Raw genomic sequence first — 18354 nt, 5'->3', positions numbered from 1 at the left:
AATGAGAATTGAGCACGTTTCAAAATTAATGGACCACCGCGATATCAGCACAACCCAGGTATATGCTAAAATCATTTCAGAAGAATTAGACAAAGCGGTTGACAACTACATCTACTAAAACAGAACGAGAGTAATTTTTATAAAAAACTACTCTCGTTTTCTTTTTCGAAGGTAAATTTTATGCTTTTTTACTCTCGAAATCCAAAACCCTAGCAAATACAAGCCTTCGCAAAATTGTTGAAAACTTGTACGAAAAACAACGCAAAACGGTACTGAATTTGTTCTAATTTTAGGCATCCCAAATAGTAAAAAACTTCCAAAATCATATTGAAATTTACTTGAAGAATATCTGAACTTCAAGTAACTATACCATTTCAAGTCGTGACATTGGAAAAAGTGTAACCAAATAACAAATAATGAACAAATTTAACACCGGCAAAAAACGTGAACTTGAAAGGGCAAAACATCAAAAAATCATTGTTCTCAGAATGGAGAACCATCGACACAGCACAAAGTGCAGCTTCTATTTTTCACATTACTCACGACCAGGAACCCACACTGGAAAACTATTGTATTGCTTTACTCGAAAAAGTATTTACAATCCCACAATCCCAACTACCCGAATTCATTAACTACCAACTCCAACTTGCCCAAGACGGAAACACTTGGTTAAACAAGTTCGAAAAATTATTAGCCAACAATGAAGAACTATTCTTTAGCCAAAAGGCATTGAGTAGATTCAATAAATTGTACAACATCATCGAGAAAAAACGAACGGAACTGCAATCTTCGAGCGTAAAAGAAACCAAACAAATTACTCCGAAAAGGTTAATCAATGCCGAATCGGAAGATCGTTATTTTTCGTTTTTTGAAATCAAACATCAGGTCGAAAAAATGGAATCGTTCAATGATCAAATCTTGTTTTTAAACGAAGAAATTTTCGAATACCGACAAGCCGACATCATTTCAATCAACAACAAGCTGCAAGCTTATGACCAGCAATGCGTTCAATTCATTGAAAAATTGCAAACGCTTCGCAAAATGCGTTCGGAAATCGAGAAGGAAAAAGAACTAGAACTGGAGAAAAAACTAATCACTAAAAAACTAAAATTCAACGGAAATCTAAACCAATTAGTAGACATATTCTACCAACTAAGTCGGGAACTATTTGTTGATGGAAAATCATTTATAGATGCTTCCAATGGTGAAATCGTAAATATGATTGTCAATAACTTTATCGATAAGGACAATAATGAAATAAGTCCCCAAACAGTCGAAACCATCCTCAAACCATCACGTGGCGATAAAAGACCAAAGACCCACAAACGAATAGACCTCGACAATTTCCTTTAAAAAATAATAGTCCCTTGGGACCCGATTGGGACTAAGGGACTTTTTTTTACTTCACAATTTTGCTCCATAAACTTTTAAAAACTACGAAAATGGAAGCAATTATTTTAACAAAAGACCAGTACAATGACTTAATGGCAAAATTAGACGCAATTCAAAGCCAACTAAACACCAAGCCAGACCCAAAGAAAGAAACCTTCTTAGACAATCAAGAGTTCATCATGCTCATGAAAATCTCCAAACGCACAGCACAAACATGGAGAGATGAAGGCAAAATCTCATTCAGTCAAGTAGGGAGCAAAATCTACTACAAACTTTCTGATGTTGAAAAACTACTACAAGAACACTACAACAAATCATTCAAAGGAAAATAGTATGAACCAGTGCAACGGAACATGTGAGGTATGTGACTGTAAAACAGGAACAACCACAAAGACTAATCACTAATCACTTTTCACTAATCACTCAAACATGATAACAATCTTCAAAAACTTCAACGAAGTAATAGAACACAAAACAATTCCCGAAATCCTGCACGAAATCAAAACAGGAAAGTACAGACCAGGGATAACCTATTTGCGTAAATCATTAGCCGAAAACAAACTAGAAGCCTATGAAAAAGCAAAAAAATCATTACCTGCATTCACACCTTCAGGAAAATTTGTGGGTGGAAGAAAAATGGAATTTCTGGAAGCATACTCCAATTTCATAATCCTAGACATCGATAAATTAAGTCAAACCGATTTACAAAACGCAAAACATAAAGCTAACCAATCTGAATACACCTATGCAAGTTTCATAAGTCCATCAGGCAATGGATTAAAGATTTTAGTAAAAGTAAACACTACAAAAGAAGACCACAAAGAAACCTTTTTAGCCATCCAAAAACACTATGAAACCCTATTAAACCATGAAATAGACAAATCCGGAAAAGACATAACCCGACTATGTTTCTACTCATTCGATGATAACCTCTATCATAACGAAGCTGCAAAGACATTTGTCACATCGAGCGAAGTCGAGATGCATTTGAGTAAAAATAACTCAAACCAATCTAGTCACACTGAGCCTGTCGAAGTGCCAAAACTGCCAACTGAGACTGCGACTGCGACTAACAGCGAAGCCATCTACAATCACTGCGTCCGCTTCACCGAAAAAAAAGTGCAATACGCGACAGGTAGCCGAAACGTATTCGTACACCAACTCGCGTGCAACCTAAACCGAAAAGGTATTTCATTAAACGAAGCACTTAGCTTTATATTAACAGACTTTGGCTATGATGAAAAAGAAGTAACACAAACCGTTCACAGCGCCTACGGAAACATTCACGAATTTGGAAAAGATGAAAACTCTAAGTTTGTCAACTCGAGCGGAGTCGAGAGCTCAAAAATCGGGCAATTGAATAAATCCAATTCCAAAAAATCAGACAATCAAAACCTGTCACCTCGAGCGGAGTCGAGAGGAGACTTCTATGAGGACGAAGAAGAAGAAAAAACAAGAATAACACCAATCGACAAACTAGAAAATTTTCTAACATCCCGATACAATTTCCGTCACAACATAGTATCAGGTAAATTAGAATATCAACAACTTTCAAGCTCCTCCCTTTCGGGGAGGTCGGGTGGGGCCAAAAAGAAATGGCATGTAATGAACGACTTTATAGAAAACTCAATGCTTCGCGAATGTTTAAAAGGAAGAATCAAAACAAACCTTTCTTCTTTGCGTAACCTATTGTATTCCGATTTCTGTGAATTATACAATCCGTTCGAAGATTACTTTTTCAATCTACCATCGTATGATGAAAAAACAGATTACATTTTAGAATTGGCAAACACGATAACCACTACAAAACAAGAACTTTGGCAAGAGTGTTTTAAAAAATGGATTGTAGCAATGGTCGGTTGTGTATTAGATGACAAAGTAATAAATCACACAGTAATTGTATTCAGTGGAAAACAAGGATTAGGAAAAACCACTTGGGTAGAAAAACTAGTACCTAGAAAGTTAAAAGAGTATTTGTTCTCAGGAACCATAAACCCGAACAACAAAGACACTTTAGTGCAGCTTTCAGAATGTATGTTAATCAACCTGGACGAATTAGAAAACCTAAACCGTTCCGAAATAGGAAGCTTAAAAGAAATCATAACAAAGACACAAATCAGAATGAGAAAAGCCTACGGACACAACAACGAAACCATGCCAAGACGCGCATCATTTGCCGGTAGTGTCAACACAGCGCAATTCTTAAACGATAGTACAGGAAGCAGACGATTCCTTTGTTTTGAAGTNNGAAAACATCCAATACCAACACGAAATCAATATTGACAATGTATTATCACAAGCCTTGTATTTATTTAAAACAGGATTCAGACATTGGTTCGACCAAGAAGAAATCAAAAACATCACCGAAAACAACGAACAATACCAACTACGAAGCCCAGAAGAAGAATTGCTTTTAACATGGTTTGAACCTTGTGATAGAGAAAATGCCACTCATTATCTAAACGCCTCACAAATAGCAGCTAAACTTGCCGAAAGAGCAAAAATCACCATCACTGATGGAACAATAAACAAAATTGGAAAAGCATTAAAAAAACACAATTTCACAAGACTAATGCGAAAAGGAAGTCCAGTCTACGCAGTAAAAGAATTCACCTACGAAGAAGTAGATCAAACCAACCGACAATCCGAAATTTAAACCCAAAAAAATCAAAAGTGGTAAATGCAAGTTGCCACTTTTTTTTCTGCCAACTGACCACCGAAAACTGAATACTAAAAAGAGGGTGTAAGGGGTGTAACCAAATTTCCACACAAACATTTTGAGTTTTTTTACTTTTCAAATTTTCTAGCAACATCAGCACAATCAAATGCAAATCAATAAACTACAAAGTGTAGTTTGCACCCAATTCCTCAAATAAATCCGTTTTTTTTATTTCTGAAAAAATAAAAATCTTTTACTCGTTTTTTCCCTACACCCTACACCCTGCATAATTTTGCAGTATTTTTCATCATTTTTAACGTAAATACGGATTTCCTCATTTTTCTTTCCATTGGTTTTTTATATATTTACGTCCAATAGTTAAAACCCAATCTCTTTAGGATACTTTTAGCTATTAAACCTATTTTTTAAAGTATAAAATTCTAAAGAGATAGACATAAAAACTATCCAAATAATAACCCATGAACAAACAAGACCTTATCTCAAAAATAAAACAACTTGATGGCATTTCGCAAGACGAACGTGCCTATCTAATCAATTTAGTAAACACTAAAAAGAAATACGGTTTAGTTTGGGAAGACAAGCCAGAAGATTTTGAAGAACAATTACGAGATAACTTACCAGTTTTAAAGGAAGTTAAAGAAAAAGCGATTATCAATGGCGAGGACAATCCAAACCATATTTTAATTGAAGGCGATAACCTACACGCCCTTACAGCATTAACTTTTACGCACGAAGGCAAAATTGATGTTATCTACATTGATCCACCTTATAATACAGGGAACAAGGATTTTGTTTATAATGACACATTCGTTGATTTCGAAGATAGTTTTAGACATAGTAAGTGGTTATCATTTATGTATAAAAGGTTACAAAATGCTAAACGATTATTGAATGAAAATGGTGTTATTTTCATTAGTATTGACGACAATGAAGTTGCTCAACTTAAATTATTATGCAACGATGTGTTTGGTGAAAATAATTTCATAACACAATTCCTTTGGGAAAAAACATCTACACCACCAGCTCTTTCTAAAAAAGTAAGAAAGAAAATGGAATATATTTTATGTTATGAAAAAAGTAGAGATAATTCTTCTTACTCAATTGGTAAAGTTGATGGAGGAGATGTTCCACTTCTTAATTCTGGTAATGCAACCGGTCAACTGCATTTCCCAGTCGGATCCATAAAATTTAATATTCCAGATGGTATATATACAGACAACCCTGAAAGAAAAGTAAGAATTATTAGTGACCAGCTAATCGTTAAAGATTCTTTAAATACAAATGCCGTTATATTAGAAGGAAATTTCAAGTGGAAACAAGAAATGTTGGAGAAGGAAATTATACTTGGAACACATTTTATTATTAAAACTGAACTTTTTTCTATTCGTTTTCAGAGACGAGAAGATAACTTAAAAACAAAAACTCCTACAAATCGTTTGGATAAAGAGTTAAATGTTGGTACTAATGAGGATGCAAAAAAAGAAATTGATGAATTGTCAATTAATTATTTTGACTATCCAAAACCAGTATCATTAATTAAGATTTTAGCAAATTTAAAGTACAAGCAAGATTCACTAATTCTCGACTTCTTCGCAGGTTCTGGCACCACGCTTCACGCCACCATGGCACTCAATTCCGAAGATGGAGGAAACCGTCAGTGCATTTTAGTAACCAACAACGAAAATAACATTTGTGAGGAAGTAACTTATGAACGCAATAAACGTGTTATTCAAGGGTATACCAATGCCAAAGGAGTTGCTGTTGAAGGTTTAAAAAATAATAACCTACGCTATTATAAAAGTGAGTTTGTAAGTCGTGATACCTCGTTGAAAAACAAACGCGAATTAACCTTTTTAGCTACAGAACTATTATGCATCAAAGAAGATTGTTATACAGCGTTTCCTTCAAAAGAAAAATGGTTCAAAGCTTTTACTAGTAAAACGGCACAATTTATTGTGATCTATGATGAAGTGCGTATTGAAGATAGTTTCGAAATCATTGAAGCTTTACATACTCAAAAAACAAACGACAACCCTGTAAAAGTATATGTATTCAGCCATGGACAATATCCTTTCACGGAAGACTTTGAAGAGGTCTTGCCATTAATTACCCTTTGTGCCTTACCAGATGCTATTTACAAAGCGTATCAAAATGTGTTGCCTAAAAAGAAACGTGAAGTTGTTCCTGTGTTAGAGGAAGATGCAGTAGGCGAAGAAGAAAATTTGTTCAATCAAGACGCCCATTAAAATGTTAAATTCTTAAAAAAATGAATTTATATTATAAATACATAAAAAATAGTTGTACTTTTGCCGGTAATAATACCTGCCATGCCTCTCTACGATGCACACTTTGGCAGGTTTTCGATTTTTATACTGTATCCTTAAATCTTACAAGCCATGCAGTATAAAAAAGCACCCATCACCATTACCGAACAAATAGAAAAATTACAAGCTAGAGGGCTTGAGATTGCTAATCCAGAAAAAGCATCACACTATTTGTCTAACATAAGCTATTATCGTTTACGTGCCTACACCTATCCATTTCAAGATAACGATAAAGAAAATCAACCCTTTAACAGAAAAATATCATTTGATGATATCATCCATTTATACGTTTTTGATAGGCAATTACGCTTGTTGATTTTTAATGCTATCGAAAAAATTGAGGTATCCTTCAGAACACAAATTATCTATCAATATGCTTTGGTTCATGGAAGTCATTGGCATTTAAAACCTGAATTGTATAACAACACGGTTTACTTTGCTGAACATATAGCCAGTTTAGAAAAAGAAATAGACCGTAGTAATGAAACGTTTATAAAACATTACAAAAATAAATATACAAAACCTACAAGTCCGCCAAGCTGGATGAGTCTAGAGGTTAGCAGTATGGGATTACTTTCCAAACTATTTAAGAATTTAAAAAAAGATGCTACTAAAAATAGTGTGGCTACTTATTATGGTTTAAAAGATGTAGATGTGTTATGCAACTGGATGTTTTGTTTCAGTATTTTAAGAAATACATGTGCACATCATGGTAGGGTTTGGAACCGTAGGTTACCAGAAATAACCATTCCCAAAAAAACGGTACAGCTGTATGTAGAAAACAAAACTTTTTACACAAATAAAACCTATGCTATACTTTGTAATATTATGTATATACTAAACAATATTAGTCCAAATCATAACTTTAAAGCAAATTTAGTAGCATTAATGAGTAATTGCCCTTTGGCACAAGAAAAAGAAATGGGTTTTCCAAAGAACTGGAAACAAGAACAATTTTGGAAGTAAATAATTTATGATACATTTAAAAAATTACCAAGAAGAAGCCGTAAACGACCTTACGAAAAACCTATATAAATTATTAAAAAGACCAGGTGCAAGACAAAATTTAATTTTCAAAGCACCCACAGGTTCAGGTAAAACTGTAATGATGGCATCATTACTTAACAAGTTTTGTGAAGAATTACCAGAACGCTATGAATTAGAAAAACGCAAAGCGGCTTTTATTTGGATAGCGCCTAACAAATTATACATTCAAAGTTACAACGCTATGAAAGGCTTTTTTGCCGAAATGCGTTCCATAAAACCTATTTTCTTTGAAGATGTTTCTAACGATGAATTACTACCAAACGAAGTGTTGTTTGTAAATTGGGAAAGCATCAATAAAGAGAAAAACACGATGATTAAAGAAAATGAAACCAATAAAAATCTTTATAGTTTCATTAATAAAGCCAAATTAAACGATACAGAAATCATTGTTATTATAGACGAAGAACACATGTTTGCGAATACAAAAACAGCAAAACGTGCCAATGAAGTATTACAAAAAATATATCCAAAAGTAGAAATTAGAGTATCGGCAACACCTACAACTAATAGTGATTACAGAACTTTGGTAGAGCGTCAAGACGTTATTGCAGAAGAAATGATTAAAGAAGGAATTATTTTAAATCCAGCTTTAGATACCATACAACAACAAGGGCGTTCATTAGAAGAAATTTTATTAGAGCAAGCGTTAGCAAAAAGAGAAGAATTACGTCAAGCCTATGAAAATTTAGGTGTAAAAATAAATCCTTTATTGTTAATCCAGTTACCAAACGATTCTAGTGATAACAACACAGCCGATGATGAAAAATATATCGATGTGGTGTTACAAAATTTAGAAGTAAAATACAATATTACTGTTAGCAATAATAAACTAGCCGTTTGGTTATCAGGCAGAAAAGACAATGTAGCCGATATTGAAAAACCAGATAATATGGTGGAAGTATTATTATTCAAACAAGCCATAGCTTTAGGTTGGGATTGTCCTCGTGCAGGAGTTCTTTTAATTTTTAGAGAATTAAAAAGTACCACATTCACGATTCAAACGGTAGGTAGAATTTTGCGTATGCCGGAACAGAAGCATTATCCTAATCCATTATTAAATCAAGGATATGTTTTTACCAATTTAAGTAAAAATCAAATAGAAATAGTTCAAGATGATATGAGTTATATCACCATGAACAAGGCTCGTAGAATAGAAAACTACTTGCCAGTTCATTTAGATTCTACTTACATCAATACTCGTATTGTTCGAAATCGTTTAGGGGCAAAATTTAGAACTGCCTTGTATGAAATTGCAGAATTAAATTGGGAAGTAAAAAGAGAAATAGGTTCAGACCATTTTTTCGAAACCAATAAGCAATTACTAAAAAAGCGATTCATCAACACGGATATCAATACCATAGAAATTGTAATTCCTGAAAATGTATTACTAACTGGTGAAGTAGAAACACAATTAGTTACAGAAACAGCTCGTTTTGCCAAAACGCCTAGTGAATTAGCGCGTTTGTTTAGAGATTTTTGTCGTTCATTAACGGCTCCTTATGCAGCGGTCGATAGTACTCCTGTTTTAGAAGGAGCTATGAAATATTTCTTTGAAGATTATTTTGGTATCATCGAGTATGATGCTATTAAAATAATGTTGTTTAACGATAACCAACCTATTTTCATCGAGTTAATTGAAAAAGCAAAGGAGCGTTATCAAGAAATGCAAGAAGAAAAAGCAAACAAAGCCACAAAAGATATTCAAAATTACAAATGGGAAGTTCCTGTTGAAAGAATCTACAATGAATTATATGATGAAAAAGAGAATGTAGAAAAACATGCATTAGAACCTTTTTATGAATACAAAAGAGCTTCTTCTCCTGAAGTAAGATTTGCTGCATATTTAGAAGAACAAAAAGAAAATCTACATTGGTGGTATAAAAATGGAGAAAAAGCAAAAGAGCACTTTGCTGTACCTTATGAGGATTATCTAGGCAAACAAAGTTTGTTTTATGTTGATTTTGTGATACTAAATAAAACGGGGATTACTTGTTTATTCGATACCAAAACAGCAGGTAGCGACCCAGCCAATGCCCATTTAAAACACAATGCACTAATAGATTTTATTGCAGAAAGAAATGAAAAAGGCCATAAAACAATTGGAGGAATCTTAATTCCTAAAGATAATAATGGAACAACAACTTGGTGGTATTGCAAAAACAAAATCACCAATACAAAAGATACGAACGGTTGGGATAGATTTGACCCTGTTAACGCATAAGAATAACATTTATATACTAATCACTGTAATTTAAATTGTTATGGGGTTTAGAAACTCATGTTAAAAAAAACGAAAAAAGTTAACACGTTTAAAAGTTCATGTTAAAAAAACAGCAAAAAGCTAACAAGAATCTAAAGTTAAAAATATAAGTTTATGATAAACAAAGGTTTAGATACAGCATTCATTCACTACGGCATCCGTAAAGAAGATATGGATATCATTCAAAATCTAACAGAAGTACAAGGCTTAGATTTTGAATGGTTACAAGAAAATATATTAAAAGAATTCCACAATCTAAAAATCAATAACGAAGATATTGACAGTAAAAAGATTGAAAAAATCATCGAAAAGGCGTTAAACAAAATATAAGGATTATGCTAATTACCAGAATTATTGCCAAAAACTTTAAAACCTATCGCGAACTCGATTTAGACTTAACGGTAAACGAAGAGCAGCCTATTATTTTAATTGGTGGTGAAAATGGTGGTGGTAAAACCACCTTGTTTCAAGCCATTTACTATGCCCTTTACGGTTTAAAAGTGAAAGACTTTGAACACTTCAACAAATTACAAAACGCTGGAGAAAGAGCAAAAAATGAAGGAAATAGTTCTAATAAAATCGAACTTGAAATTCACTTCACGGGTAAAGTGCTTCATAATGATTACAAATACATCATCAAGCGTTTATATACCATCAATGCGCAAAACAGCCCAGTTGAAGCAGTAACACTAAATCTTAATGGCGATGTGTTTCAATATGGTACAGCAACGCCTCATGCAGAAAGAGTAAAAAAAGAAGCCGAAGTAAATAAAATCATTAAAGCCAATCTACCACAAGAATTGAGTAAATATTTCTTGTTTGATGCTATGGAAGCAGGTAATTTATTAAAAGACGAATACCTGAACAGAGTCATCAAAGAAAATATTGAAAACGTAATGGGTTTCAATAAATACATTCAATTAGGCAATGCAACTAATATTTTAACACAAGACTACATTGCACAAGGTATTGAAATTGAAGAAGAACGTAATCAATACAAAAATCTATTAGAAGAAAAGAAGAAAATTGAAGAATTAATAGTAGCAACCAACACGCATTACGAACGTGCGTTAAGCTATTCGTTAAGTCAAAAGGAGTTCTATGAAAGTGCTAAAGAAGGTAAAAATCTACAAGCAAATATCAAAGAGCAAATACAACTAGTAGAAAGAAAAATAGAAGACATTCTCAACAGAGAAACATTATTTATAGAACAATCGGAAAGATTCTTAAATGATATAGAAATTCAGGTATTTATACCTAAACTCATTTCCATCATTCAGAACGAAATTGAGTTAGTTTTAGCTGAAAAAAGTCAAAAAAACAATAATGATTTTATTGAACCAGAGCATATTACTAAAATTTCAGAAAAAGTAATAGCATTCTTAAAAGAAAACAATTTAATAGAATCAGAACTAACAAACGAACAAAAAGGATTACTTAAAGAATACATCATAAAAAAATCAAATCAAGACAATACCAAAGCCGATTATGATTTTATCGATAAAAACGATGTAACTAATTTGGAACAATTACTGGGTTGGTCTAGTATCAATCAATTTACCATAATAGAACAGCAAAAAGAAAGTTTGGAAAAAGAACTAGCTACTTTACCAAATTTAAAAATTCAGTTGTTAGATTTAAGAAAAAGTGATGTTGGCGGTGGCGATGAAATCATTCAAAGCTTCGAAGCAAACGAACTCAAAATAAAAGAGCACAAAGAAACCATCAAAGGCTACAAATCCGATATTGAAAAACTAGATGCTAAAATCAAAAAATTCGACTTATCAGATGAAGAAGTTCCTAATCCAAAATTGGAATTGCTTAAAAAATTAGGGCCATTATTTACCAAAGTATCAAACGCATTATTGGTTAACAAAAAGTCACGTATTGAAGAAGCCATGAAAAATGACTTAAACACAACATTAGTGGCTTATGAAAATCAAATTGATCGTGTTGAACTGTCGGAAGATTTAAGTAATCTTTCATTCAAAATTTACCACAAAGCAGGTAACGAAATCTATTTAGAGGAATTAAATGCAGCATCTAAACAAATTATTATCCAGGTACTTTTAAAATCATTACATTATTTCGGAGACTATAATCCACCTGTAATGATTGATACAGTAATGGGATATTTAGATGAAAGTAGTAGAGCTTCTCTTTTAGAAAACTATTTCCCTAAGTTATCACATCAAACTATTTTGTTAAGTACCGATAGCGAAATAAGAAAACATATCGATTTAGAAAAAATTGAAAATTTTATTGCAAAAAAATTCACATTAGTTCGCGATAAAGAAAATCAATTAACAGAAGTAGTTGAAGGGTATTTCCCAAATTAATACTAGGAAGTTATGGCAGCAATAGAAACAGGTTTAAGACAAGCGGAAGCACTAAATTCAAAAATGAATGATTTGCGTGAACGTTTAGAAAGATATATCAATTTAAAACACTATACAGACAATCATAAAAACGTGACCCCTAAAGGTAATGCTAAATTGATGCGTATGTGTTTAATCGCAGGTTTGTCCGACACAGAAAAAAGAACAAAAGACGATTTGAACATGCAAATGTCTTCAAATAGTATTCACCCAACGCTATTTACAGTTCACAATTTAAACGGAATACTAGCATCGTTAATCAAATTAAGATACCACGATTTAGATATCAATTGGGAAGATAATATCTCAAAAAGTAAAGTGGTAAATGCAGAAATATTTAGAGGGTTTGACATTCTGATGAAAGGTGACACTTTACATGATTGGTTAAAAGTAAGTACCGCAGCGTCTATAAAAGCAGGTCAAATTCCATTCTTAAATTTAAATATCGGTAGTTATGATGGCGACATCAATGCCTATTTAGATATGAATAGTAAAAATGTAACCAATACACAAATTTTGGTAGCAGGTACTACAGGTTCTGGAAAATCAAATTTATTAGCGGTATTAATGAACGAAATGCGTTCACTATCTGTGGAAAGTAATTATCCAGTAAACTTCCTATTCTTTGACTACAAAGGAGAGTTTTCAGACATGGCAAACAACGATTGGTTACGTCATTTTGAAGTAGACCGTTCGGCTATTTTAGACCCAATGGTAGAACCTTTACCTTTTACACCTTTCAAAAATTTTGTAGGCAAAACACAAAATGAAATCAACCTATACTCAACAGAATTAGCCAATGCTTTGTTATCAATAGACAGAGCAACTATTAGTGCTAATATGAGTGAAAGACTTTCATCAGCAATTATTAATGCATATAAAGACACTAAAGGAAAACCTATCAACTTTACCCAAATAATCGAAAGCTATACAGAACTTCAACCTGAAAAAGACAGAGAAAAAACCGACAGTGTAAAAGCAGTTTTAAGTCAATTAGAACGTTCCAATTTGTTTTCAAACGAAGATCGTATCGACTTAATCGGAAACAGCTTCATTGTAAAAATGGACAAATTTCCAAACGATGGCCCAATTGGTAAAGCCATAGTATATTTTATAGTTTCTAAACTAAATGCTATATATGAAAACCTACCTGTACAAGCCAATGACAAAGAAAAAGTAGAGCTGCGACACTTCACCATCATTGATGAAGCACATTACATGTTAGGCTTTGACAACAAACCACTTCGCGATTTAATAGCTGTAGGTCGTAACAAAGGCATGAGTATCATACTTGCAACCCAAAACATGGATGCATATAAAAGTAAATTCTTTGATTTCTATGCAAACGCCCAATATCCATTAATAATGAAACAACAATCCATCAATGATGGAGTACTAAAAGACATGTATGGAGTATCGGGAAGTGAATTAGTAGAAATAAAACAAGCCATTGCAGGCCTTCAAAAAGGAGAACTCATCATCAAAAACAACGATGCCATTCTAATGGGATTAGGTAAAAAATATAAGAAAATTAAGGTTAGGCACTTAATCTAAAATACCAGAAAAAATAAATAATCTGAATATATAAAATGATTGAAAGAGAAACAGATAAAAAAATATTACAATTAAAAAAATATTTTGAGTATGCTGAAATGCGTTTAGCAATTCATGAAGCTGCACATGTTGTCATAACATATTTAGTTGGACATTCTTGTTTATATATGCAAACTGGACTTCAAAGAAATGTAAGTTTAAAGAACAATATTATACAAATAGACGCACAAAGCATTTCTCAAATCCGTAGTATCTTTCCTGTGCATCTTGATAAAGCATTACAATTGTTTACTGTTGGTTATAATCTACAAAGTACTTCCATAACATTAGGGATAAGTCAAAAAATTATATACACTGAAATCAAAAAACACATACTGGTTTTAACTGCAGGATATGTTGCTGAAAAATATTTTTATGATACAATTTGGTATTGGAAATTAAGACAAACACCTAAGAAGTATTCTATGGACTTAACACCTTCTGATTTAAGGCATGACCTAACAAAAATCAGATTTTTATCTGGTCATATTCAAATGAATGTTCAGCAGCAAGCTGAATATAAAAAAATAGTGAGAAGAATACTTAAAAATAGAATTGTAAAAAACACATGTTTTAATTTAGCAAATGAATGCTTGAAAAAAACTAAGATTAATCAACATGAAATTGAAAATATTTTGAAAGAATCAGGTTTTGAAAAAATTAGAGAAGATTTGTTTAATTCAATAATGTCAAAATTGTAAAGTTATAAATCAAAAATTTGCTTATAAACAATATAAATAAAACTCTACCATAAAAAATAAATTTTAATTGAGAACTTTGGAAATAGTGGTTTTGGTTAGTTTTTTTTTATCGAAAGAAAAAGTATAATATCGTTTTGAAGCAAACAATCAATTACAAACTTCATAAAAATATTTGGATATAATAATAGCTTTGTAATAATTAGAAAAGTCAAAAAATAAGCTTTGTATTTTCAAAAATAGAGCTATTTTCAAATCAATCAACATTTAGAAAAAATGAAAAACAGAGGTTCAGAATGGAGAAAATGGGATTTACACGTTCATACAAAAGGAACTAATAAAAATGATCAATTTAGCTCTGACTCCACAGAAAGTTTTTTTGAGTTTTTTTTCAGAAAGGCTATAGAAAAAAACATAAAAGCAATTGGTATAACCGATTATTTTTCAATAGATAACTATCATAAAACTATTAATTATGTTTCTTTAGTTGAATCAAAATTAAAAGCTGATGGTAGTAAAATTTTTAATGATTCAGAAATTAATTTTATTAAAAATATTTTTATTTTCCCTAATGTTGAATTGAGAATGATGCCTTCAACTGGAGTAGGGAAACTTATAAATATTCATTGCATGTTTAATCCAGAATATGTTTCTCAATTAGAAAATGATTTTTTTGGGTCAATAGAAAATCAAGATAGATTTAAAATGAATCGACAAGGCTTAATAGATTATGGTAAGTCATTAAAACCTAATTTGATAGATGAAAATACTTTATATAAAGAAGGAATAAACAATTTTGTAATAAATCCGATTGATATAAAAAATTTAATTGATAAAAATTCAAATTTTAAAAAAAATTCAATAATTGTAGTGAGTAACTCAAATAATGATGGCAATTCGGGTTTACAAAAACATTATGATTTATTTGAAAATGAAGCAGGTTCATTAGATGGAGTAAGAAGAACTATTTATAATATTTCTGATGCAATTTTTTCAACTAACCAAAAAGATATTCAATATTTTTTAGGAAAACGATTAGATGATAAAGAAGGTGTTACAGAAGAAGAAAAAACTAGAGAAAGAGAACAAGTGGTTTTAGAAAGAGGTTCTTTAAAATCTTGTTTAGTAGGTAGTGATGCACATAAAGAAGATGATTTGTTTACTAGATTCACTTGGATAAAATCAGATTTAAATTTTCAAGGACTAAAACAAATAATATATGAACCTGAACAGCGAGTAAAGATTCAAGTCGAGGAACCAGATTTTAAAGAAGATAAACTAGTAATTGATGAAGTTAAATTTATTTCATCTGACAATACATTTTCTTCTGAACCAATAAAATTCAATCGAAATCTAAATGTTATTATTGGCGGAAAATCATCAGGAAAATCAATTTTACTTTACAACATAGCCAAAACATTATTGGCAGATAGAAAAATTTTAAAAAACGAAAATCGACCTTTTAACTATAGATATGAATTCGGAAATGAATTTGATTTTCAAGTTAAAATATTATCTGGTAATACTCAATCTATAAATAGGAATGATAACGACCCTAGTATTCTATCTGAGATAAAATATATACCACAAAATTATCTTTCAAAATTGGCAGAGCCTGAAAATAAAAAAGGTAATGACCTTTTAAAGTTGGTAAGAGGATTATTATTAGAAGACGAAGAATACAAGAATAAATATCAAGAATTTTTAAATAAAGTTAAGTCGAATGATATTAATAGAGAATCACTCATAAATAACTATTTCGAAATTCAGAATAAAATTGTAGAATTAAAAAAGGATTTAATTTCAAAAGGGAACGAGGATGTTTTAGATACTAGTATCAAAACGAATGAGGCTAAAATAAAAAAGCTAAAAGAGGATATTGGTTTAACAGAAGCACAAATTTTGGAATATAACACCTACAATAATGAGTTAGAACAGATTGAAATAGAGATTAGAAAAATTAGATCCGATTATTCTAAAATAAATTCCTTTCATACTGATGCTAAAAATATTCTTAATGAGTTGGTTCAGAAAAAAGCGATGGTATTAAATTCTCTTGAAGACGAATCCATTAAAAAATATTTTGAAACAGATATGAATATTATAAATCAATCTTTAGCTTCTATCGAAAGTTCTATGGAAGAGGTCAAACTAGATTCAGAAAGAAAATTTATTAGTGATAATATTTTTAAACAGAATTTTTCTGATAAAAGCAAAAGAAAACAAGCATTAGATAAATTATTACAACCATTTGTTAAAAATCAAGAGATAAAAAAACAAATAACCGATATTGAAAAGTTAGTTATCGATGATAAGCAAAAGTTGAGTGTAATAAATCAGTTTAAAAAAGATATAAAGAGTAATGAAGATGCTTTAGAATATGAAAAAGAAAAAATATTCACTACTTACATTGAAAACTTTAATGAGTATAAGAATATTATATCTGAATTGGAAGAAAGAACTAAATTGTTAGAAAATGACAATTTAAAAATTATTGGTATTCCTAAATTCAATTTTCCTAAATTTAAAAATAAAATTATTGAAATAAGTGATGGAAGAGTAGCATCTTATAAAATTTATCCCATTTTTGATGAAGATAAAACGGCGACTTCTGATTTTGATTTAGATGTTTTTATAGTTGAATTGAAAAAAGTTTTTAACTCAATGGTAGAAACAAAAGATTATTCTTTTAATTCTAAAAACGATATTAAAAATGCAATTAAAATTTTATTGGATGATTATTTCTTTGATTATTGGGAAGTAATTTATGATAATGATACACTAACTAAAATGTCAACTGGTAAGGCAAGCTTTGTTATTCTAATGCTTATAGTTGGTTTAAGTAAATCAAAAGCACCAATCTTAATCGACCAACCAGAGGATAACTTAGACAATCGTTCAATCACAAAAGATTTAGTTGAATACTTAAGAAATAAAAAATTAGAAAGGCAAATTATTTTAGTTACACATAATCCAAATGTTGTTGTAAATTCCGATGCAGAAAATGTCATTGTATCAAATCAGAAAGGGCAAAATGATAAAGTAACTACAAGTCCTTTTCAGTTTGATTATATAAATGGCTCTATTGAAAATACAAAACCTTTTGACAAATTAGAAACAGATTTATTGAAAAGCATGGGAATAAGAGAACACATCGCTGATATAGTAGAAGGTGGTAAAGAAGCTTTTAGAAAAAGAGAAAAAAAATACGGTTTTTAAATCTAGTAAAGATTTTGATAAAAGACATTATCTCATTCAGCTGCACAAAAACCGTCTTTAGTCCAAGTATTCCTAAAGCCACTTCTTTGCTTGCTTCATTTCACTAATTTTAAATAATTTTCTAATAGTAAACTTTTTTAATTTAATAACTTATGGAAATTGAAATTCTTATAACACAAGACAGATACAATAATAATACTAGTTCATTTGGTTCCTGTTTTGCCAATTTAATCAATAACGAATCTAGCTTAAAAAAATTAATAGAGGAAAATCCTAACGAAATTGCAATACTTATAAAGTATGAATTTAATGAAGGTATAGAACAAATAATTCCAAATCATCTTACTATTAATAAAGATTTGGCATTAAGATTAAGCTTGTTAGATAGCTTAGATTGTTCATGTTTAGAAACTAAAAGTACTTTAGGTGAAGTATTAAAAAACATAATGATTGATAATTTCCAATTAGTAGTAACCAGAAAACATTGGAGTGATACAAATAAATTGATATTTTTCTTTGATGCTGTAGAATTTGGTTGTGTTGATGATTTTATTGATAAAAGAACAAAAAACAATAAATCTCAAAAAGCATCTTAAAAAAAACGATTTATTTTTTGTGCATATCAATAGATTAATAATTAAATAGGAACGCTTCGCTGAAGTAGTTTCACCCACCCAGTCCAACGCTCCCCACCGCACTAGTGGTATTTTGTGTGTTTTTAGCACTTGTTTTACCCAAAGTAAGTCAATAAAAAAAGGCTCCC

General features: G+C 31.1%; 13 protein-coding genes. All 13 read left to right on the top strand.

The genetic code is table 11. From position 1 onward, the window contains the following. Positions 1-444: 444 nt before the first annotated feature. The 13 genes from B4I81_RS00490 (at position 445) to B4I81_RS00430 (ending at position 18187) form a co-directional block, all read left to right on the top strand. Complete coding sequence (locus tag B4I81_RS00490) at positions 445-1353, top strand: hypothetical protein (protein WP_291106284.1); 909 nt, start codon at positions 445-447, stop codon at positions 1351-1353. 89 nt (positions 1354-1442) lie between these two features. After that, entirely contained in the window at positions 1443-1724 is a 282-nt protein-coding gene (locus tag B4I81_RS00485) for a helix-turn-helix domain-containing protein (protein WP_153200096.1), read from the top strand. Between the two features lie 97 nt (positions 1725-1821). Continuing rightward, on the top strand, positions 1822-3675 hold the full coding sequence (locus B4I81_RS00480; protein ID WP_291106280.1) for a VapE domain-containing protein: 1854 nt from the start codon (positions 1822-1824) through the stop codon (positions 3673-3675). Beyond that, positions 3632-4048: a DUF3874 domain-containing protein gene (locus tag B4I81_RS00475; protein ID WP_291106278.1), complete on the top strand. Its 417-nt coding sequence runs from the start codon at positions 3632-3634 to the stop codon at positions 4046-4048. The genes B4I81_RS00480 and B4I81_RS00475 overlap by 44 nt, the downstream gene beginning before the upstream one ends. Positions 4049-4530: 482 nt before the next feature. Further along, entirely contained in the window at positions 4531-6318 is a 1788-nt protein-coding gene (locus B4I81_RS00470) for a site-specific DNA-methyltransferase (protein WP_291106275.1), read from the top strand. 150 nt (positions 6319-6468) lie between these two features. Next, positions 6469-7362, top strand: a complete 894-nt coding sequence (locus B4I81_RS00465) for an Abi family protein (RefSeq protein WP_291106273.1) — start codon at positions 6469-6471, stop codon at positions 7360-7362. 7 nt (positions 7363-7369) lie between these two features. Further along, on the top strand, positions 7370-9664 hold the full coding sequence (locus B4I81_RS00460) for a DEAD/DEAH box helicase (RefSeq protein WP_291106270.1): 2295 nt from the start codon (positions 7370-7372) through the stop codon (positions 9662-9664). A gap of 153 nt (positions 9665-9817) precedes the next feature. After that, positions 9818-10033, top strand: coding sequence for a DNA modification system-associated small protein (locus tag B4I81_RS00455; protein ID WP_291106268.1), 216 nt, complete (start codon positions 9818-9820; stop codon positions 10031-10033). A gap of 5 nt (positions 10034-10038) precedes the next feature. Then, on the top strand, positions 10039-12042 hold the full coding sequence (locus B4I81_RS00450; RefSeq protein ID WP_291106266.1) for an AAA family ATPase: 2004 nt from the start codon (positions 10039-10041) through the stop codon (positions 12040-12042). A gap of 12 nt (positions 12043-12054) precedes the next feature. Further along, the gene (locus tag B4I81_RS00445; protein WP_291106264.1) at positions 12055-13635 is read left to right on the top strand and encodes an ATP-binding protein; all 1581 of its coding nucleotides are present in this window, start codon (positions 12055-12057) and stop codon (positions 13633-13635) included. Between the two features lie 35 nt (positions 13636-13670). Further along, a complete protein-coding gene (locus B4I81_RS00440; RefSeq protein ID WP_291106262.1) occupies positions 13671-14375 on the top strand; it encodes a hypothetical protein in 705 nt (234 codons plus the stop codon). A 273-nt stretch (positions 14376-14648) separates the two neighbouring features. Then, positions 14649-17591 (top strand): TrlF family AAA-like ATPase, encoded by a 2943-nt coding sequence (locus tag B4I81_RS00435; RefSeq protein ID WP_291106260.1) that lies wholly within the window; start codon positions 14649-14651, stop codon positions 17589-17591. 152 nt (positions 17592-17743) lie between these two features. Then, positions 17744-18187 carry a hypothetical protein gene (locus B4I81_RS00430; RefSeq protein ID WP_291106258.1) on the top strand — a complete coding sequence of 148 codons (444 nt, stop codon included), beginning with the start codon at positions 17744-17746 and terminating at the stop codon, positions 18185-18187. Positions 18188-18354 lie beyond the last annotated feature (167 nt).

It is taken from the genome of Flavobacterium sp. UBA6195 (assembly GCF_002422095.1).
In the GTDB taxonomy this organism is placed as follows: Bacteria; Bacteroidota; Bacteroidia; order Flavobacteriales; family Flavobacteriaceae; genus Flavobacterium.
The sequence above is the reverse complement of the archived record's forward strand: the minus strand, read 5'-3'. Positions and strand labels throughout refer to the sequence as shown.

What these genes read in the sequence shown, in the direction of transcription:
- B4I81_RS00485 (WP_153200096.1), top strand. Translation starts at nt 1,443, where the DNA reads ATGGAAGCAATTATTTTAACAAAAGACCAGTACAATGACTTAATGGCA.
- B4I81_RS00470 (WP_291106275.1), top strand. Translation starts at nt 4,531, where the DNA reads ATGAACAAACAAGACCTTATCTCAAAAATAAAACAACTTGATGGCATT.
- B4I81_RS00465 (WP_291106273.1), top strand. Translation starts at nt 6,469, where the DNA reads ATGCAGTATAAAAAAGCACCCATCACCATTACCGAACAAATAGAAAAA.
- B4I81_RS00460 (WP_291106270.1), top strand. Translation starts at nt 7,370, where the DNA reads ATGATACATTTAAAAAATTACCAAGAAGAAGCCGTAAACGACCTTACG.
- B4I81_RS00455 (WP_291106268.1), top strand. Translation starts at nt 9,818, where the DNA reads ATGATAAACAAAGGTTTAGATACAGCATTCATTCACTACGGCATCCGT.
- B4I81_RS00450 (WP_291106266.1), top strand. Translation starts at nt 10,039, where the DNA reads ATGCTAATTACCAGAATTATTGCCAAAAACTTTAAAACCTATCGCGAA.
- B4I81_RS00445 (WP_291106264.1), top strand. Translation starts at nt 12,055, where the DNA reads ATGGCAGCAATAGAAACAGGTTTAAGACAAGCGGAAGCACTAAATTCA.
- B4I81_RS00440 (WP_291106262.1), top strand. Translation starts at nt 13,671, where the DNA reads ATGATTGAAAGAGAAACAGATAAAAAAATATTACAATTAAAAAAATAT.
- B4I81_RS00435 (WP_291106260.1), top strand. Translation starts at nt 14,649, where the DNA reads ATGAAAAACAGAGGTTCAGAATGGAGAAAATGGGATTTACACGTTCAT.
- B4I81_RS00430 (WP_291106258.1), top strand. Translation starts at nt 17,744, where the DNA reads ATGGAAATTGAAATTCTTATAACACAAGACAGATACAATAATAATACT.